The organism is Stenotrophomonas maltophilia group sp. msm1 (assembly GCF_032025805.1).
GTDB classification, from domain to species: domain Bacteria; phylum Pseudomonadota; class Gammaproteobacteria; order Xanthomonadales; family Xanthomonadaceae; genus Stenotrophomonas; species Stenotrophomonas hibiscicola.
The window spans coordinates 233,703-252,037 of sequence record NZ_JAVSKH010000002.1 but is presented as its reverse complement, the minus strand read 5'-3'; the positions used below and the strand labels follow the sequence as shown (position 1 = coordinate 252,037).

The 18,335-nt window shown below is 67.6% G+C and carries 13 protein-coding genes; 6 read left to right on the top strand and 7 right to left on the bottom strand.

Annotated features, from left to right (window positions below; all coding sequences use genetic code 11):
- Positions 1–141 precede the first annotated feature (141 nt).
- Both ROV95_RS08730 and ROV95_RS08725 read left to right on the top strand, forming a co-directional pair.
- Positions 142–3,687 carry an ATP-binding protein gene (locus ROV95_RS08730; RefSeq protein WP_164145485.1) on the top strand — a complete coding sequence of 1,182 codons (3,546 nt, stop codon included), beginning with the start codon at positions 142–144 and terminating at the stop codon, positions 3,685–3,687.
- A gap of 96 nt (positions 3,688–3,783) precedes the next feature.
- Positions 3,784–7,311 (top strand): hybrid sensor histidine kinase/response regulator, encoded by a 3,528-nt coding sequence (locus ROV95_RS08725; protein WP_019660056.1) that lies wholly within the window; start codon positions 3,784–3,786, stop codon positions 7,309–7,311.
- Between the two features lie 603 nt (positions 7,312–7,914).
- On the opposite strand, the gene mdtD is transcribed toward ROV95_RS08725, so the two are convergent.
- From mdtD to ROV95_RS08700, 5 genes are all read right to left on the bottom strand, one after another.
- Positions 7,915–9,324, bottom strand: coding sequence for a multidrug transporter subunit MdtD (gene mdtD / locus ROV95_RS08720; RefSeq protein WP_026347030.1), 1,410 nt, complete (start codon positions 9,322–9,324; stop codon positions 7,915–7,917).
- 92 nt (positions 9,325–9,416) lie between these two features.
- Entirely contained in the window at positions 9,417–10,499 is a 1,083-nt protein-coding gene (gene hemE, locus ROV95_RS08715; RefSeq protein ID WP_312543999.1) for a uroporphyrinogen decarboxylase, read from the bottom strand.
- A gap of 26 nt (positions 10,500–10,525) precedes the next feature.
- Entirely contained in the window at positions 10,526–10,765 is a 240-nt protein-coding gene (locus ROV95_RS08710; protein ID WP_019660053.1) for a WGR domain-containing protein, read from the bottom strand.
- A 184-nt stretch (positions 10,766–10,949) separates the two neighbouring features.
- Positions 10,950–12,062 carry a 3-dehydroquinate synthase gene (gene aroB / locus ROV95_RS08705; RefSeq protein WP_312543997.1) on the bottom strand — a complete coding sequence of 371 codons (1,113 nt, stop codon included), beginning with the start codon at positions 12,060–12,062 and terminating at the stop codon, positions 10,950–10,952.
- Positions 12,059–12,601, bottom strand: coding sequence for a shikimate kinase (locus tag ROV95_RS08700; RefSeq protein ID WP_019660051.1), 543 nt, complete (start codon positions 12,599–12,601; stop codon positions 12,059–12,061). The genes aroB and ROV95_RS08700 overlap by 4 nt, the downstream gene beginning before the upstream one ends.
- A 98-nt stretch (positions 12,602–12,699) precedes the next feature.
- On the opposite strand from ROV95_RS08700, the gene ROV95_RS08695 reads away from it, so the two are divergent.
- Positions 12,700–12,903 (top strand): dodecin family protein, encoded by a 204-nt coding sequence (locus ROV95_RS08695; protein WP_005410663.1) that lies wholly within the window; start codon positions 12,700–12,702, stop codon positions 12,901–12,903.
- A gap of 6 nt (positions 12,904–12,909) precedes the next feature.
- Here ROV95_RS08695 and ROV95_RS08690 read toward each other — a convergent pair whose 3' ends face one another.
- Positions 12,910–13,737, bottom strand: coding sequence for a kinase (locus tag ROV95_RS08690; protein WP_312543996.1), 828 nt, complete (start codon positions 13,735–13,737; stop codon positions 12,910–12,912).
- A 40-nt stretch (positions 13,738–13,777) separates the two neighbouring features.
- Between ROV95_RS08690 and pdxH the strand changes: the two genes are divergently transcribed.
- Entirely contained in the window at positions 13,778–14,377 is a 600-nt protein-coding gene (gene pdxH / locus ROV95_RS08685) for a pyridoxamine 5'-phosphate oxidase (protein WP_019660049.1), read from the top strand.
- A gap of 84 nt (positions 14,378–14,461) precedes the next feature.
- Here pdxH and prpR read toward each other — a convergent pair whose 3' ends face one another.
- The gene (prpR, locus tag ROV95_RS08680; protein WP_312543995.1) at positions 14,462–16,045 is read right to left on the bottom strand and encodes a propionate catabolism operon regulatory protein PrpR; all 1,584 of its coding nucleotides are present in this window, start codon (positions 16,043–16,045) and stop codon (positions 14,462–14,464) included.
- Positions 16,046–16,199: 154 nt separating this feature from the next.
- Between prpR and prpB the strand changes: the two genes are divergently transcribed.
- Positions 16,200–17,093, top strand: a complete 894-nt coding sequence (prpB, locus tag ROV95_RS08675; protein WP_005418360.1) for a methylisocitrate lyase — start codon at positions 16,200–16,202, stop codon at positions 17,091–17,093.
- A gap of 35 nt (positions 17,094–17,128) precedes the next feature.
- Positions 17,129–18,286, top strand: coding sequence for a 2-methylcitrate synthase (gene prpC, locus ROV95_RS08670; protein WP_005418357.1), 1,158 nt, complete (start codon positions 17,129–17,131; stop codon positions 18,284–18,286).
- The last annotated feature ends 49 nt before the right edge of the window (positions 18,287–18,335 follow it).

Below are 18,335 nucleotides of genomic sequence, written 5' to 3'. Positions count from 1 at the left end.
CGTTGCGATCATACGCACAGCCCCCCGCCAACGTTGCGTGCATGGCTGCAACAGTTCGTGGTGGGTCCACCGGTGGAAACAGCCTGTTGCAGCCATGAACCCGGCGCTGTGTGACAATCGGGGCAGGACAGGGGGTTCAGGATGACGAGCGGTTGGCGCCTGTGGCGCCGGGGCATCGCGGGAATGGGGCTGCTGCTGATGGCATTTGCCACGGCGGCTGCGGCCCCGGACATGGCCGAGACACCGCGGCTGCGCCGTTTCGGTGCCGCCGAAGGCATGCCCTCGCGCATGGTGCTGGCGCTGGCCGAGGATCGCCAGGGCCATGTCTGGGCCGCCACCGATGGTGGCCTGGTGCGCTATGACGGTGGCAACCTGCGGGTGTGGGAACATGATCCGGAGCAGCCGGGCTCGCTGCCCGGCAACGAAATCGAGACCCTGCTGGTCGATCCCCTGGACCGCGTCTGGGTCGGCATCAATGGCAAGGGCGTGGCCCGGCTGGATGCCGACCGCGAACGCTTCAAGACCTTTGATACCGTCAACGGCCCCTGCATGAGCCAGTTCTGGACGCTGGCCTACGCCGAGGATGCACTGTGGATCGGCACCAGCGGCCATGGCGTCTGCCGTTTCGGTGAAGATGGCAGCCTGCGCTTCTTCGAGCATGATCCGGCCCGTCCCGAGGGATTGCCCAGCAATACCATCTACAGCAGCCTGGTCGATGCGCAGGGACGCCTTTGGATCGGCACCGAGGCGGGCATTGCGCGCTGGAACGGGACTGGGTTCGAGGCTGTCGCACCGCGCGAACTGGGGGCGCTGAGCGTGTTGCGCCTGAGCCGCGACCCCGACGGCTCGATCTGGGCCGGCAGCCAGAATGACGGCCTCTACCGTATCGACCCGCAGGACCGGGTCAGCCGTCCACGCTGGGCCGACAGTGCGCGCCTGCGTTCGGCGCTGGTGCTGGCTGATCGCCAGGGCGGTTACTGGGCAGGCACCTCCGATGGCCTGTTGCGCGGAGATGCCAGCATGCTGTGGCGGCTCGATGGCGACCGCGGCAGTGGTTTCCTCACTGCCCAGAGTGGTGTGCTCGATCTGCTGCAGGACCACGAGGGCGGATTGTGGGTGGCGCTGCTGACCCAGGGCCTGGCCTACCTGCCCCCGGACTGGCGCCGGTTTTCGATCTGGAACCAGCTTGACGGCAAGCCGCTGGACAGCCAGTACCTGTTGAGTGCAGCCAGCGATGGCCAGAACTACTATGTTGGCTCGGCACATGGCGTGTACCAGCTGGATGCGCAGGGAACCCTGCGGTTGCTGGCCAGCGATCGCGAGATTGGCAGCGGGGCGGTGTGGTCGGTGCTGCCGCGGCCGGACGGGCGCCTGTGGCTGGGGCGTGCCGGCCGCATCAGCGTGTACGACCCGGCCACCGGCGCGTTGCACGATTGGCGTATCGACGGGGGCGCGGACCTGCGCCAGCGCGTCGATCTGATGCGGCAGGCCCCCGATGGCACGGTCTGGCTGTCGGTGATGAACCTCGGCCTGCAGCAACGCAGTGCCGACGGCCGCATACTGCGCAGCTACCCGCTGGAGGATTTCCGCAAGACGGCCGATTCACCGATTGAGCAGATCCGCTTCGATGCCCAGGGCAAGGCCTGGGTGATGGGCGACATGGGGATCTGGCGTGAACAGGCCGGGCGCTTCGAAGCGGTGCCGGGCGTTTCGCGCGGGCTGATCTATGACCTGGTGTGGGTCGATCCGCAGCAGCTGTGGCTGGCCCGGCAAGGTGCGCTCGAGCGCTATCAGTGGGATGGCATGAGCCTGCGCCTGATCCAGCGCATTGATGGCAGTGCGGGCGTGCCGCCGGTGAGCATGGGGGGGCTGGCGTTGGCCGAAGACGGCCGCCTGTGGGCGACCACGCCACGTGGCCTGCTGCGATGGGATCCGAAAGCGCGCCGCCTGCAGCAGTTCAACGAACGCGATGGCCTGCCCGACGCCGAGTTCACCAGCCGGCCACCGGCGGTGAATGCCGACGGTCGCGTGCTGGCGGTGGCCCAGACCGGCCTGGTCGAGTTCGATGTGAATGCCGCCGATACCACGCTGCCGCCTTCGTCACTGGTGATCGCCGAGGTCCGCGTGCGGCGCGATGATGCCCGTGGCTGGCAACCGCTGCCGACCAGCGGCACGTTATTGCTGGGGCCGGATGACCGTGACCTGCAGATTGATGCGCGGCTGCTTTCCTATGCCAACCCGCAGGGCAACCGCTACCGCTTCCGGGTTCAGGGCTACGACCAGAACTGGGTGGAGCAGGGCGGTGACGGCCAACGCACGCTGTCGCGGCTGCCGACCGGCAGCTACGTCATTGAAGTCCAGGCGGCGACGGCCAGTGGCGCCTGGACACCTTCGCAGCGGCTGCAGGTAAAGGTTTTGCCACCCTGGTGGCGCAGCGGCATGGCGATCTTCGGCTACCTGCTGATCGGCTCGTTGCTGCTGCTCATCGTGGTGTGGTCGATCCGTGCGCGGCTGCGCCGCCGCCAGCAATGGCAGTTGACCGTGCACAAGCAGCAGCTGGCGGAGCAGGCATCACAGGCCAAGAGCCGGTTCCTGGCCACGCTGGGTCATGAGGTGCGCACGCCGATGACCGGCGTGCTCGGCATGAGCGAACTGCTGCTGGCCACCCCGCTGGATCCAGTGCAGCGCAGCTATGCAGGCTCGATCCAGCAGGCGGGCAGCCACCTGCTGCGGCTGGTCAATGACGCGCTGGATCTGGCCCGCATCGAGGCCGGCCGGCTGGAGCTGGACCTGCGCCCGTTCGATCTGGCCATCCTGCTCGACCAGGTGCAGGCGTTGATGCAGCCGATGGCAACGCAGCGCAATCTGGAGTTCCGCCGTGGGGACGATCCACCTGGGCCGATCAGCGTCAGTGGCGACGAGATGCGCGTGCGGCAGATCCTGCTCAATCTGCTGGGCAATGCAATCAAGTTCACCGAGCGCGGGCACGTCGGCCTGGCTGTGCGGCTGGAAGACAACGGTGGTGGACTCTGCTTCGAAGTGCATGACACCGGCCCGGGCATCAACGCCGAGCAGCAGGACCGCCTGTTCCATCGCTTCGAACAGGCCGATGGCCCGCGCACCGCGTCGCGCTATGGAGGCAGCGGGTTGGGCCTGGCGATCTGCCAGGAGCTGGCCGTGGCCATGAACGGGCGGATTGAAGTGGACAGCCAGCCGGGCAAGGGCGCCCGCTTCCGGGTATGGCTGCCGCTGCCCTGGAACCGGCAGGCCGCCAATGCGCCGGGCGAATTGCCGGTACTGCCGATGCTGCCGCCACTACGCATCCTGCTGGTGGAGGATGACGCGACCGTGGCCGAGGTCATCGCCGGCCTGCTGCGTGGCCGTGGCCACGACGTGGTGCACGTGCTGCATGGTTTGGGCGCGCTATCGGAGATCGCCACCGATGGCTTTGACGTGGGCCTGCTTGATCTGGATCTGCCGGCGCTGGACGGCACCGCCATCGCCCGGCAGCTGCGCACCATGGGCTATGAACTTCCCTTGGTGGCGGTCACTGCACGGTCCGACGCCTACGCCGAGACCCAGGTCCTGGCGGCTGGGTTCGATGGCTTCCTGCGCAAGCCGGTGACCGGTGACATGCTGGTGACTGCCATTGCTCAGGCGCGCGCAAAACGACAAACCGCCCTTTGAATGCGCCAGCGCCGGGCGTGAACGTCGCGACTTTCGGTTTACCATGCCGACGCCCGTAGTGCGGGAATCATCAGAAGCAGCGTGAGGAGGCAATCGGTGGTGTATCTGCGGGCGGCGATGCTGCTGCTGGTCCTCCTGTGCGGCCTGTCACCCGCTGCGGCGCAGCCGGTGCCACCGAACCCGCGCCAGGTGACGGTGTTCGACGGCTTGCCGTCCAACACCGTGAACCGCATGGCCGAGGATCGTTACGGTTACCTCTGGATCGCTACCAATGACGGCCTGGCCCGCTACGACGGGCGCAACTACCGGATCTGGCGCTCGGAAGACGGCCTGCGCGACAACCGCATCTGGACGGTGCTGGTCGATGCCCGCAACCAGCTCTGGATCGGCACCGAGAACGCCGGCCTTGTACGGATGTCGGCCGATCGCCGCCAGCTGCACTTCTACGACCGCAGCAGCCAGCCGTTGATGGGCACCAACACGGTCTGGAGCCTGGCCACCACGCCGGATGGTTCGGTCTGGTTCGGCACCCACGAAGGTGGTCTGTACCGCCTGGACAACCAGGACCGGTTGCAGCGCTTCCTGCCTGAAGCGAACAACCCGCGCAGCCTGCCGGCGGCATCGGTGCCGTACCTGGCCACCCTGGCTGACGGCAGCCTGTGGATCGGCACCAAGCATGGCGTCGCGCGCTGGACCGGCACGGACTTTGAGCGGGTCGGGGCCGGCATCATTCCCAGCCTGCTGATCAATGGCTTGACGGCCGAATCCGATGGCAGCCTTTGGATCAGCACGATGGCCGGTGCCATGGTGCGCCGTCCCGATGGTCGTTTCGAGGCACCGTCCTGGAAGCTGCCCGAAGGCGAGCAGGTGCTGGGCATGATGCTGCGCGACGAGCAGGGCGGGCACTGGCTGGACACCCGCACCGGCCTCGGCCGGGCGGTCGATGGCCAGTACCAGGCCGTGCCCCTGTACAGCGCGGTGGCACGTGGCCCGGTGCGCCCGAACTGGACAGGTGCCTACGAGGATCGCGAGGGCGGCATCTGGTTGGCCAGCACGAATGCCGGCCTGTGGCACCTGTTGCCGCGCTGGTGGCAGTTCTCGGTGCTGTCGCGGCTGGAGGACGACCCGCGCTCGCTGCGCAATGCCTTCGTGCTGGGCACCAGCCCCTCCAGCAATGGCGGCATCTGGACGGTCGGCAGCCACGGCGCGCTGGACCGCTTCGATCCGAAGACCGGCAGCATCGAACAGCACCGTACCTGGGTCAACGGCATGCACTGGCTGACCTCGGTGCGCGAGGATCGCCGCGGCCAGGTCTGGATCGGTTCCAACGACGCACTGCTGCGCTATGACCCGAAGCGGCGTGATCTGCGCCGCTGGGGCCGGGATGCCGGCGCCGACGCGACCATGGAAGGAGTCATCGAATCCATGATGACCTGTGATGGTGACAGTCTCTGGCTGATGCTGCCGTCGGGGCTTCAGCAACGCGATCTGGATGGGCGCCTGCGGCGCCAACTGGATAATGGCCAGCGTGGATTGCAGCAGGGCCAGCTCAATCTGGACGTGGAATGCGGGCCACAGGACCATATCTGGCTGGCAAGCAGCCGTGGCCTGCTGCAGTGGCTGCCGGAAAGCGAGCGTTTCCAGCCGGTGCCGGGTGCGCCGGCGACCGCGATCCATGCACTGCACGTGGGCACCGATGGCCAGGTCTGGCTGTCCGAAGATGGCCGCCTGTCGCGCTATCGCTGGAGCCAGGGCCGGCTGGAGCGGCAGGCCGTGATCGGTGCAGAGCAGGGCTACCCGGCGATCTCCGCCTCGGGGCTGGTGGTCGATGCGCAGGGGGTTGCGTGGGCAACCAGTGCGCGTGGCCTGGTGCGCATCGGGGCCGACGGCCAGAGTGTGCGCCTGTATGGCGTGCACGATGGCCTGCCGAGCCAGGAATTCCGCGAACACACGCTGGTGATGTCGGCAGACGGTCATCTGGTGGCAGGTACACCGGCCGGTGTGGTGGTGTTCGACCCGAAGCAGGTACGTCCGTCGATGCGGCGTGCGCCGCTGGTGATCGAGCGGGTGGAGGTGCGCCGCAACGAGCAGGTGCTGGACCTCACCCACGACGCGCCGTTGCAGATCGCCGACGGCGACCGCGATCTGCGCATCGTCGCGCGCCTGTTGTCGTTCGCCGATTCGGCGTCCAACACCTATCGTTACCGCTTGGCCGGCTATGACCCGGACTGGGTGGAAGTGGGGCCGGCCGGTGAGCGCTTGTTCTCGCGGCTGGCACCGGGCAGCTATCGGCTGGAAGTGCAGGCGCGGTCGGCTGACCATGTCTGGTCACGTGTGCAGAGCCTGGAATTCCGCGTGCAGCCACCGTGGTGGCGCAGCTTGTCCGGCCTGTTGATGCTTGCCTCGTTCGCGCTGCTGCTGACCAGCTGGTTCGCCTGGCTTTACCGTCGGCGCCTGCAACGTCGCCACGCCTACCAGCTTGCGCTGCACAAGCAGGAACTGGCCGAACAGGCGTCGGCGGCCAAGACCCGCTTCCTGGCCAATCTTGGCCACGAGATACGTACACCGATGACCGGTGTGCTGGGTATGAGCGAGCTGCTGCTGGCCTCGCCGCTGGATCCGCAGCAGCGTGGCTATACACAATCGATCCGCCATGCCGGCGAGCACCTGCTGCATCTGGTCAACGATGCGCTGGACCTGGCGCGGATCGAATCGGGCCGCCTGGAGCTGCAGCACAAGCCGTTCGCACTGGGCAGCCTGCTGCAGGACCTGGCCGCGCTGATGGGGCCGTTGGCGGCGCAGAAGGGCCTGCGTTTCACGCTCGACAACCAGCTGCCCGCCGGCCTGCAGGCCAACGGCGATGCAATGCGGGTACGGCAGATCCTGTTGAACCTGCTCTCGAATGCGGTCAAGTTCACCAGCCGCGGCACCATCACCCTGCACGCCCGCAGCGACGCCGAACTGCGATCGCTGCATTTCGAAGTGCGCGACACCGGCCCGGGCATCAGCCAGGAACAACAGCAGCGCCTTTTCCGCCGCTTCGAGCAGGCCGATGGCGCACGCACCGCTGCACAGTACGGTGGCAGTGGCCTGGGCCTGGCAATCTGCCGCGAACTGGCGCATGCCATGCAAGGGCGGATCCAGGTGGAGAGCCAGCTCGGTCGTGGCACCTGCTTCGGCGTGACGTTGCCGTTGCCGATGGTGGTCGATGCCCATGCCGAGGCAGAGGGTGATACGCACCGCCAGGAAGCGGCCAACATGCCGCCATTGCGGGTACTGCTGGTGGAAGACGACGCGACCGTGGCCGATGTGATACGCGGGCTGCTGAGTGCGCGTGGGCATGAGGTGGTGCATGCAGGCCATGCGCTGGCGGCGCTGCGCGAGATCAGTGCCGGCGATTTCGACGTCGGCCTGCTGGACCTGGACCTGCCGGGCCTGAGCGGTTTCGAACTGGCCCAGCACCTGCGCAACCAGGGCTACATGCTGCCGCTGCTTGCCGTGACCGCGCGGACCGATCCGGACCTGCAGCAGCAGGTGGAAGCGGCCGGCATCGGCGGTTTCCTGCGCAAGCCGGTGACCGGTGAACTGCTGCTGGAAGCGATCGCCAGGGTCATGGGGCGGTAGGGTGCGGCGACAGGGCCTGCGGCCCTGCACCTGCTGCAAGCCGGAGCAACAGCAACAGCCGAAGCAAAAGCTGGCTTCCTGTGGGATGGCGGGGTGGGTCCGGTTACGGGGGACGCTGCAAGTACGTCCATGTAAGCTCGGTCGCCGCTTGCTCGTGTGCGCAATCCTGCGCACACGGCAAGACCGGGGTTGGGCGTCCTGCCCAACCCGCCCGAGGCATGCCTCGGGCCCATGCGGCTCACGCCCCCGCAACCGGACCCACCCCGCCTTTGACAGATTCTCGCGAGCTGCCGGCGCCCTGTGTAGAGCCGAGCCATGCTCGGCTCAAATCTCACAGATATCGAAATGTTCGATTTCAATGGACGCTCATCCACGCACGGCGTGGATCTACCCGATCGCGAAAATCTGTCAGAGGTGGGGCGGTGTCGCAGTGCGGGGTGTCAGCCGCATGGATGCGGCTGCCAAGCCCCCATGGACGGGTTCACGGCGTCCCCGCGCTGCGACACCGCCCCGCCATCCCACGGAATGCCTGCTTTTGCTGTTGCTGTTGCCTTGGCTTGAAGCCTCTGCAGGTGCAGGGCCGCAGGCCCTGCCGAACCACCCTCACTCCGCCACGTGCTCGACCTGCCGTGGCTCCGGCTTGGTATCGGGTAGCTGCCAGAAGATCATCGTCGAAGTCAGCGTGATCGCGCCTACGCACAGGAACGTGGCATGCAGCGCGGCGGTCGCGCTGTTGCTGTCCAAGTGGTTGCCGAACGCGGCCAGCAGGCTGCCCGCAGCGGCGGCACCGAAACCAGCGGCGAGCATCATCACCATCGACAGCAGGCTGTTGCCGGAACTGGCGAATTCGCGGTCCAGGTCGCGCAGGGTTACGGTGTTCATCACGGTGAACTGCAGCGAATTGACCGCACCGAAGAACGCCAGCTGCAGCAGGCGCCAGGCCAGGTGCTGGCCCGGTGTCATCAGGATGAAGCTGGCCATCGCCAGGCCCACCAGCACGGTGTTGACCATCAGTACGCGGCGGTAGCCGTAGCGCTCGACCAGCTTTACCGCCAGCTTCTTCGACACCATGCCGGCCGCCGCCACCGGCACCATCATCAGGCCGGCGTTCATCGGGCCCAGGCCCAGGCCGACCTGCAACAGCAACGGGATCAGCATCGGCATGGCGCTGCTGCCGATGCGCGAGAACAGGTTGCCGAGGATGCCGATGCGGTAGCTGGGCACGCGGAACAGCGCCAGCGAGAACAACGGCGCGGTGGAGTTGGCGGCGTGCAGCCAGTAGCCCACCAGCGCCGCCAGGCCGGCCACGGTCATCAGCATCACCAGTGCGTGTGGCGTGCCGAGCCCGGAGATGCCGTCCAGTGCCAGCGACAGCACCACCATCGCAAAGGCCAGCATGACGTAGCCGCGCAGGTCGAAGCGGGTGCGATGGCTGGCGTAATGGTCGGGCATGATCTTCATCGCGGCGATGAAACCGATCACGCCGATCGGCAGGTTGATCAGGAACACCCAGTGCCATGAGGCGATCTCGACCAGCCAGCCGCCCAGCGTGGGGCCGATCAGCGGGCCGACCAGCGCGGGGATGGCGATGAAGCTCATCGCGCGCAGGAAATCCTCGCGTGGCACCGAGCGCATCACCGCCAGCCGGCCGACCGGCAGCAGCATCGCACCGCCGATGCCCTGCAGCACGCGCGCACCGACCAGCTGGTGCAGGTGCTGGGCCAACGCGCAGGCCAGCGAGCCGAGGGTGAACAGGATGATCGCCACCAGGAAGGTGCGCCGGGTGCCATAGCGGTCGGCGATCCAGCCCGAGGCGGGAATGAAGGTGGCCACCGCCAGCGCATAGCTGAACACCACCGACTGCATCTGCAGCGGGCTCTCGCCCAGGCTGGCCGCCATCGCCGGCAACGCCGTGTTGACGATGGTCGAGTCCAGCATCTGCATGAAGATCGCCAAAGACACCAGCCACAGCAGGGGACGCTGGCGGTTGTAGGTCGATGGCGATGTGGACATGGGGTGCGGCCGGTGCAGCGTGGGGGCCGCCATGATCGCGCACTGCGGGTCACGGCGCGATCAAGGTCGCGCCGTACCTGCATGCGGAATGCTCAGCGTTGGCTGTGCGCGTGCACTGCGTCGACCAGCACCTGTACATGCGCCGGGTCCATGTCCGGCGACATGCCATGGCCGAGGTTGAACACATGGCCCTCGCGCGAACCACCATTGCCAGCGGCATAGGTGTCGAGCACGCGCGCGGTAGCGGCGGCGATCGCATCCGGCGAGGCGTACAGCGTAGTCGGGTCGAGGTTGCCCTGCAGGGCGACGCGGCCGCCGGTGCGGCGCATGGCCTCATCCAGGTCCAGGGTCCAGTCCAGGCCCAGCGCGTCGGCGCCAGTCTGCGACAGTGCTTCCAGGTGCAGGCCGGTGCCCTTGCCGAACAGGATCAGCGGCGTGCGTTCGCTGCCTTGGCCACGGTCCAGGCCTTCGGCGATGCGCTGCAGGTAGCGCAGCGAGAACTCGCGGTACATCGACGGCGACAGCACGCCACCCCAGGTGTCGAACACCTGCAGCGCCTGCGCACCGGCCGCGCGCTGCGCGCCAAGGTAGGCGATCACGGCGTCGGTGGTGACCTCCAGCAGGCGGTGCAGGGCCTGCGGGTGGTTCAGTGCCATGGCCTTGATGCGCGCAAAGTCCTTGCTGCCACCGCCTTCCACCATGTAGCAGGCCAGTGTCCACGGGCTGCCGGAGAAGCCGATCAGCGGCACCTGGCCGTCCAGTTCGCGGCGGATCAGCCGTACCGCATCCATCACGTAGCCCAGGTCCTGTTCCATGTCCGGCACCGCCAGCCGGGCGATGGCGGCTTCGTCACGCACCGGGTGCCGGAACTTCGGGCCTTCGCCTTCGACGAAGTACAGCTCCAGGCCCATCGCATCGGGAATGGTGAGGATGTCCGAGAACAGGATGGCCGCATCCAGCGGGAAGCGGCGCAGCGGCTGCAGGGTGACTTCGCAGGCAATCTCCGGGGTCTTGGCCATGGCCAGGAAGCTGCCGGCCTTGGCCCGGGTCGCGCGGTACTCCGGCAGGTAGCGGCCGGCCTGGCGCATCAGCCAGACAGGGGTGCAGTCCACCGGTTCGCGGCGCAGGGCGCGCAGCAGGCGATCGTTGCGGAGAGGGCTGGTCACGATGGGCATTCCTTGGACGAAAGTTGGCAGCGGCGTCAGTCGCCGTGCGAGAGGATCTGGAAACCGCGATGCAGTTCGGCATCGCGGGCCTTCTCGAAGGCATGGCGGGCTTCGTCGGCCTGCAGGAACAGCTCGCGCCGCAGCTGCGAGCGGCCACCGACGCGACCGCTCTCGCGCAACAGTTCCCAGCCGCCGAACAGGTCCGGCTGCAGGCTCAGGCGCAGGAAGCGCGGTGCCTGCGCGCCGGCGTCGGGATGTTGCAGGTAGACGTGCATGCCGACGATTGTAGCGGGGCCAGAGTGACCCCGGCCGCAACGCGGCCGTGCCGGCCGCTGGCCGGCAATCCTGTCGCGCAGCCCGGTCGTGCCGGCTGTTGGCTGGCAATCCTCCCGCGCATCCCGGCAGAGCCGGCCGCTGGCCGGCAACCTCATGAGCGGACAAGCCGGCCAGCGGCCGGCTCTACCGGCCCGACAGCACCTTCAGCACCGCCGCCTCATCCACGTCCGGCACCACTTCGGCACGCCCCATGCCGCGCCACAGCACCAGGCGCAGGCGGCCGGCCACATTCTTCTTGTCCAGGCGCATGCGGCCGAGCAGGGCCTGCGGGTCGAGCCCGGCCGGAATTGCCACCGGCAGGCCGAGGCGTTCCAACAGTGCCTGCAGGCGCGCGCGGTCGGCGTCGTCGGCCAGGCCCAGGTCGGTGGACAGCTTTGCCGCCAGCACCATACCGACCGCCACGGCTTCGCCATGGTTCAGCGCATCGCGGCCCGGAGCCGAGTAGCCCTGCTCGGTCTCGATGGCATGGCCGAAGGTGTGGCCGAGATTGAGCAGGGCACGCTCGCCCTTCTCGAACGGATCGCGCTCGACGATGGCGGCCTTGTGCCGGCAGCTGCGCGCGATGGCTTCGGCCAGCGTGGCATCCTCGCCGGCCAGCAGCGCATCGGCATGCTGCTGCAGCCATTCGAAGAACACGGCATCGCCCAGCGCGCCGTACTTCACCACTTCGGCCAGGCCGGCACGCAGCTCGCGCGCTGGCAGGCTGGCCAGCACGCGGGTATCGGCGATGACCGCGCGCGGTGGATGGAAGGCGCCGACCAGGTTCTTGCCGGCGGGAATGTCGACCGCGGTCTTGCCACCGACTGACGAATCGACCATCGCCAGCAGGGTGGTGGGCAGCTGCACGCAGTCCACGCCCCGCATCCAGCAGGCCGCGGCGAAGCCGGCGAGATCACCGACCACGCCGCCGCCCAGCGCGAACACGCAGGCATCGCGGGTGGCGCCGAGCGCAGCCAGCGCTTCGATCGCACGGCCGAATTCGGCCAGCGTCTTGGAGGCTTCGCCGGCGGCCAGCACGTGCTCGCCGACGATCAGGTCGGGGCGTGCGGCCAACAGCGTCTGCTTGGCCGACGCCAGATAGCGCGGAGCCACTTCGCTGTCGCTGAGCAGCAGCACATGGCGGCCGCGCACGTGTGAAACCAGTGCAGCGCCATCGGTCAGGGCACCGGCGCCGATGGTGATGGAGTAGGGGCGATCGCCGCCAACGGCGACCTGCAGCAAGGCGGGGGAAGTCATGTGGTCATGTCCTGGCGCTGCCATTGCGTGGCCAGCTTGACTACCAGTTGGGCAGTCGCGTCGGCAGCGGTATACGGGTCGGTATCGAGCGTGAGGTCGGCCAGTTCTCGGTACAGCGGGTCGCGCTGTGCGGCCAGATCATGCAGCACCTGCTCGCGGTCCGGGCGCTGCAGCAGCGGCCGGCCCTTGTCGCGGGCCAGGCGTTCCAGCTGCGCGGCCACGCCGACCCGCAGGTAGACCACGAAGCCGCGCCGGGCAATCAATGCGCGGTTGTCCGGATCCAGCACCGCTCCGCCGCCGGTGGAGACCAGTTGGCCTCGGCCTTCGAGCACGCGGGCCAAGGCCTGCCGCTCATGGCTGCGGAAGCCGGCTTCGCCGGCGTGCTCGAAAATGGTCGGGATGCTGGCGCCGGCGGCGTCGACGATGGCCTGGTCGACATCGATGAAGTCCAGCGTGAAGCGCTCGGCCAGGCGGCGGCCGATGCAGGTTTTGCCGGCGCCCATCGGGCCGATCAGGATCAGGTTCGGAGCAGGATTCATGCCCTCTGATGCTAACACCTCCGTGCCCCGGCCTTTACGTCCTTCACGTCAGGGTAGGCGTTCCTGCGGGGTTTCCCGCGCCAACCGGAGTACAGGCCATGACGGTCGCCAAGGTCATCGAAATCACCGCCTCCTCGCCGAAGAGCGTGGAGGACGCCGTGCGCAGCGGTCTGAAGAAGGTCTCCGAGACGGTCAAGGGCATCCAGGGCGCCTGGGTGAACGAGACCAAGGTGGTGACCAATGGCAGCGGCGAAATCACCGAATGGCGGGTCAACCTGCGGGTGACCTTCCTGGTGGAATAGGCGCGCTCAGCGCACGTCCTGCACCTGTCGCTGGCCGTCCAGCACCACCACGTGGTCGGCCAGGGCGGGCAGGGCATGCAGCGCCTGGCGGCTGACCCGCTCGTAGTACTGCACGAAGCGCTCCAGCTGTGGCCGGCTCATGCCGTGCCGGCCCGGCTGCGCGGCCTGCAGGTTCTGCTCCTGCTGCCAGCGCCAGCGCGGTACCACCGAGAAATCCGGCGGCTGCAGGAACCACAGGCGGTCGCAGCGCTGCCACAGCGCCGGGTAGTGGCGGGCCAGCACCTGGTTGCACCAGCGCCGCCAGCGACCATCGGCGTCGGCTTCGCGCTCCAGTGCGTTCAACGGGCTGTCCAGCGCGGCGTCATCCTGCGCCGGCGTGCCCAGGAACCAGCCTTCGAACACCAGCAGGTCGAGGGGCTGCTCGATACGCGGCCATTGCGCTTCGTGCACGCGTTCGTCGGCCAGCTTGTCGAAGCGGGGCATCGCCAAAGGCTGGCGTGCGGTTACGGCGTCGAGCACCGCGTGGGCCAGCGTCAGGTCGTGGGTGCCCGGCGGGCCGCGCGTGATCAGCAGCGGATGCACCTGGCGGGCCAGCCGCTGCCGCTGTGCGCGGGTCAGGTAGACATCATCGATGGACAGCGTGGCGGCGTTCAGGCCGCGTGCCTGGGCGCGGGCCACCACCTGCGCGGCCAGCGTCGATTTGCCGCTCCCCTGCAGGCCGCTGATCGCCAATACTGGAACTGCTGCGCCGCTGCCCAGTGCATCGTCCAGCGCCTGTTCGGCCAATGTTTCGGGGAATCCTTTCACCTGGGGCATATACGCAGCAGCGGCCATGCAGCCACAATAGCCCAATCCGTGTGAGAAGAACGCAATCATGAGCGACCTGTACGCAGAAGCCCTGTCCACGTTTGCCGCCCTGTTCGAAGAGGCCAGGCAGAGCCGCGAGGTCGAGCCGAACGCGATGACGGTGGCCACCGCCGATACGCAGGGCCGTCCCTCGGCGCGCACCGTGCTGCTGAAGGCCTTCGACGAGCGCGGCTTCGTCTTCTATACCCACCTGGACAGCCACAAGGGCCGTGAGCTGCAGGCCAATCCGCAGGCCGCGCTGTTGTTCCTGTGGCGCAGCCTGCGCGAGGCCGGCATCCAGGTACGCATCGAGGGCCGTGTCGAGCAGGTCGCCGATGCTGAGGCCGACGCCTATTTCGCCAGCCGCCCGCGCATGAGCCAGATCGGCGCGTGGGCCTCGCAGCAGTCGAAGACGCTGGCAACGCGCGAGGAATTCGATGCGCGCGTGGCCGAGGTCGAAGCGCGCTTCGAAGGCAAGGACGTGCCGCGCCCCGACGGCTGGAGCGGCCTGCGCGTGGTGCCTGACCGCATCGAGTTCTGGTACGGCGCGCAGTTCCGCCTGCACGAACGCTGGTGCTATGAAGCCGGCGCCGAAGGGCGCTGGAGCAAGCGCCTGCTGTATCCGTAAGTCGGGGCGGTGCCGGGGCTGCGGTAGAGCCGAGCCCATGCTCGGCTGTTGTCCCTGCAGAAGCAGCCGAGCATGGGCTCGGCTCTACAGACCCTCCGCGCGCAGCCAGCGCCATAGCGTGGTGCGTGATACGCCCAGCGCCTGTGCCATGCCCTCGCGGTCATTGCGATGTTCCTGCAGCAATGCTTCCAGCTGCGCACGCGGCGGGCGTTTGCCGTTACTTTCCAGCGGCAGTGCCGTCGCGCCTTCGCTTGCCAGCTCGGGCGCAAGCTGCAGCAGTCGCGAAGCATCAATAGGCCCTTCAGCCGGCTGCCAGTGGATGCGCAGGCGATCGACCACATTGCGCAGTTCGCGCACGTTTCCGGGCCACTGGGCTGCGCTCAGCACCGCCAGTGCATCCTCATCCAATGGCGCGTCGATGCCACGCAGCTGGCGGAAGAAGTGCTGTGCCAGCAGCGGGATGTCCGAACGCCTCGCCCGCAGCGAGGGCAGGGCAATCCGCAGCGCGGCCAGGCGGTAGTAGAGGTCGCGACGGAAACTACCGGTCGCCGCACGCTGCTCCAGCGACTGCAGGGTGGCGGCCACCACGCGCAGATCGACCGGCGTCGGTTCGGTGGCACCGACACGCAGCACCTCGCGTTCTTCCAGCACGCGCAGCAGGCGGGTCTGCAGCGGCAGGGGTAGTTCACCAATTTCATCCAGGAACAGCGTGCCGCCGTCTGCGGCCTCGACCAGGCCAACGCGGCCGCCACGACGTGCGCCGGTGAAGGCGCCATCGCTGTAGCCGAACAGCTCCGCTTCCAGCAGCGATTCGCTGATCGCGCCGCAGTTCAGCGCCACGAAGCGCCCGCGACGGCCGCTGGCGGCGTGCAGTTGGCGCGCGACCAGTTCCTTGCCGGTGCCGGTTTCGCCGCTGACCAGCACGGTGCTGTCATGTGGGGCATACAGCGCGATCTGCGCGCGCACCTGTGCCATGGCTTCGCTGTCGCCGAGCAGTTCAGGCGCGTCTGCACGCGCTGCAGGGCGTCGGCGCGGGGCGGCGTGGTTGCCACCGGAGCGGGCCAAGGCCTGGGTCAGCTCCAGTGCATGTTCGAACGCCTGCCGCACCGAGTCGGCCGAATAGAGCAGTACCCCCGGCAGGCCGGCCTGTTCGGCGTGGTCGATGGCCATGCCGGTACCGACGATCACCTCGATGCCGTTGGCGCGCAGGTCGGCGATGCAGTCGCGCGCGTCCTCGCGGGTGACGAAGCGGCGATGCTCGATATCCAGGCCGAAACTCTGCTGGAAGTTGCTGAACACCGGCACGTCGCTGGCGTGGGTGACCAGGCCGATTCGGCTGGCTATGCGGCGGGCACGGGCCAGCGCTTCCATCAGGTCGAAGCCGTTGGCCTGGATCGGCACCAGTGGCAGCTCCAGCCGCCCGCGTAGCCAGGCGGCATTGGAGCCGCCGGCGATCACTACGTCGCAATGCTCACGGCGCAGGCGTTTGCCGATCACGTCCACGGCTTCCTCGAAGCCGAGGTTGATCTGCTCGATGCGCGCACGGCGGTCGAACTCGGGGATGACGTCGCCGAGCAGGCCGGTCAGGCGCGAAACGCTGACGGTCCAGATCACCGGACGGCCGGGGTCGGCATCGGCGTGGCGCAGCGGGGTGCGGGGCAGGTACATGACGGCAGCAATTGGTCGGAATGTTTCATGATACATCCGTTTCAATGTTTCATATGTTTCATTGTTGCGGGGTGGTCATGTCTGTGAAATCAAAGGCTTGCAGCTTGGCACGGGGCTTGCGCCCTCTGTCCCGTACTTCAACCTGGATCGCCGCATGACCGCTTCCGCCCCTTTCTCCGCCGGTGCCCGCTTCCGTGAGGCGCTGGCTGCCGAATCGCCGTTGCAGGTGATCGGCGCGATCAACGCCAACCACGCCCTGCTGGCCAAGCGCGCCGGCTTCCGCGCCATCTATCTGTCTGGTGGCGGTGTTGCCGCCGGCTCGCTGGGCCTGCCGGATCTGGGCATCAACACCCTGGAAGACGTGCTGGTGGACGTGCGCCGCATCACCGATGTCTGCGACCTGCCGCTGATGGTCGACATCGACACCGGCTTCGGCCCGAGTGCGTTCAACATCGCGCGCACCGTGAAGTCGCTGATCAAGGCAGGCGCGGCCGCCTGCCACATCGAAGACCAGGTTGGCGCCAAGCGCTGCGGTCACCGTCCGGGCAAGGAAATCGTCTCGCAGGGCGAAATGGTGGACCGTGTGAAGGCCGCTGCCGATGCCAAGACCGACCCGGACTTCTTCCTGATCGCGCGTACCGATGCCATCCAGGTGGACGGCGTGGACAAGGCGATCGAGCGCGCCATCGCCTGCGTCGAGGCCGGTGCCGACGGCATCTTCGCCGAGGCCGCCTACGATCTGGACACCTACCGCCGCTTCGTGGACGCGGTGAAGGTGCCGGTGCTGGCCAACATCACCGAATTCGGTGCCACCCCGCTGTTCAGTCGCGATGAACTGGCCTCGGCCGGCGTCGCCATCCAGCTGTTCCCGCTGTCGGCGTTCCGCGCGGCCAACAAGGCGGCCGAGAACGTGTACCAGGCGGTGCGCCGCGATGGCCATCAGCGCAACGTGGTGGAGACCATGCAGACCCGCGAAGAGCTGTACGACCGCATCGGCTATCACGCCTTCGAGCAGCAGCTCGATGCGCTGTTCGCCGCCAAGAAATAAGCAGTACCCTGCACCATCAAGTTTCGGAGGGAAACATGAACGATACGACCGCAACCCCCACCTTCAAGCCGAAGAAGTCCGTCGCCCTGTCCGGCACCGCTGCCGGCAACACCGCGCTGTGCAGCGTGGGCCGCAGCGGCAACGACCTGCACTACCGTGGCTATGACATCCTGGACCTGGCCAACACCAGCGAATTCGAGGAAATCGCCTACCTGCTGGTGCACGGCAAGCTGCCGACCCGCGCCGAGCTGGTTTCGTACAAGGCCAAGCTGAAGTCGCTGCGTGGCATTCCGGCCGCGGTGAAGGCCGCGCTGGAAGAACTGCCGCCGTCGGCACACCCGATGGACGTGATGCGCACTGGTGTCTCCGTGCTCGGCTGCGTGGCGCCGGAGAAGGACGACCACAACCACCCGGGCGCGCGCGACATTGCCGACAAGCTGATGGCCTGCCTCGGCTCGATGCTGCTGTACTGGTACCACTGGAGCCACAACGGCCGTGCCATCGACGTGGAGACCGACGATGACTCGATCGGTGGCCACTTCCTGCACCTGCTGCACGGCGAGAAGCCGCAGGACTCGTGGGTGAAGGCGATGCACACCTCGCTGATCCTGTACGCCGAGCACGAGTTCAACGCCTCGACGTTCACCTGCCGCGTCATCGCCGGCACCGGCAGCGACATGTACAGCGCGATCTGCGGTGGCATCGGCGCGCTGCGCGGTCCCAAGCATGGCGGTGCCAACGAAGTGGCGTTCGAAGTGCAGAAGCGCTACGACAACCCGGATGAAGCCGAGGAAGACATCAAGGCCCGCGTCGAGCGCAAGGAAGTGGTGATCGGCTTCGGCCACCCGGTCTATACCGTGTCCGATCCGCGCAACAAGGTGATCAAGGACGTGGCCCGCGAGCTGTCCGAAGAGCAGTCGAGCATGAAGATGTACGACATCGCCGAGCGCCTGGAATCGGTGATGTGGGACATCAAGAAGATGTTCCCGAACCTGGACTGGTTCAGTGCGGTCAGCTACCACATGATGGGCGTGCCGACCGCGATGTTCACTCCGCTGTTCGTGATCGCCCGCACCGCCGGCTGGAGCGCGCACATCATCGAGCAGCGCATCGACGGCAAGATCATCCGCCCGAGCGCCAATTACATCGGTCCGGAAGACCGCGACTTCGTCGCCATCGACAAGCGCGTCTGATCCACCTGCTGTACTCATCCGGCCGGCCGCGTGCCGGCCGGATGCTTTC

What these genes read in the sequence shown, in the direction of transcription:
- ROV95_RS08730 (WP_164145485.1), top strand. Translation starts at nt 142, where the DNA reads ATGACGAGCGGTTGGCGCCTGTGGCGCCGGGGCATCGCGGGAATGGGG.
- mdtD (WP_026347030.1), bottom strand. Translation starts at nt 9,324, where the DNA reads ATGTCCACATCGCCATCGACCTACAACCGCCAGCGTCCCCTGCTGTGG.
- hemE (WP_312543999.1), bottom strand. Translation starts at nt 10,499, where the DNA reads ATGCCCATCGTGACCAGCCCTCTCCGCAACGATCGCCTGCTGCGCGCC.
- ROV95_RS08710 (WP_019660053.1), bottom strand. Translation starts at nt 10,765, where the DNA reads ATGCACGTCTACCTGCAACATCCCGACGCCGGCGCGCAGGCACCGCGC.
- aroB (WP_312543997.1), bottom strand. Translation starts at nt 12,062, where the DNA reads ATGACTTCCCCCGCCTTGCTGCAGGTCGCCGTTGGCGGCGATCGCCCC.
- ROV95_RS08700 (WP_019660051.1), bottom strand. Translation starts at nt 12,601, where the DNA reads ATGAATCCTGCTCCGAACCTGATCCTGATCGGCCCGATGGGCGCCGGC.
- ROV95_RS08695 (WP_005410663.1), top strand. Translation starts at nt 12,700, where the DNA reads ATGACGGTCGCCAAGGTCATCGAAATCACCGCCTCCTCGCCGAAGAGC.
- ROV95_RS08690 (WP_312543996.1), bottom strand. Translation starts at nt 13,737, where the DNA reads ATGGCCGCTGCTGCGTATATGCCCCAGGTGAAAGGATTCCCCGAAACA.
- pdxH (WP_019660049.1), top strand. Translation starts at nt 13,778, where the DNA reads ATGAGCGACCTGTACGCAGAAGCCCTGTCCACGTTTGCCGCCCTGTTC.
- prpR (WP_312543995.1), bottom strand. Translation starts at nt 16,045, where the DNA reads ATGTACCTGCCCCGCACCCCGCTGCGCCACGCCGATGCCGACCCCGGC.
- prpB (WP_005418360.1), top strand. Translation starts at nt 16,200, where the DNA reads ATGACCGCTTCCGCCCCTTTCTCCGCCGGTGCCCGCTTCCGTGAGGCG.
- prpC (WP_005418357.1), top strand. Translation starts at nt 17,129, where the DNA reads ATGAACGATACGACCGCAACCCCCACCTTCAAGCCGAAGAAGTCCGTC.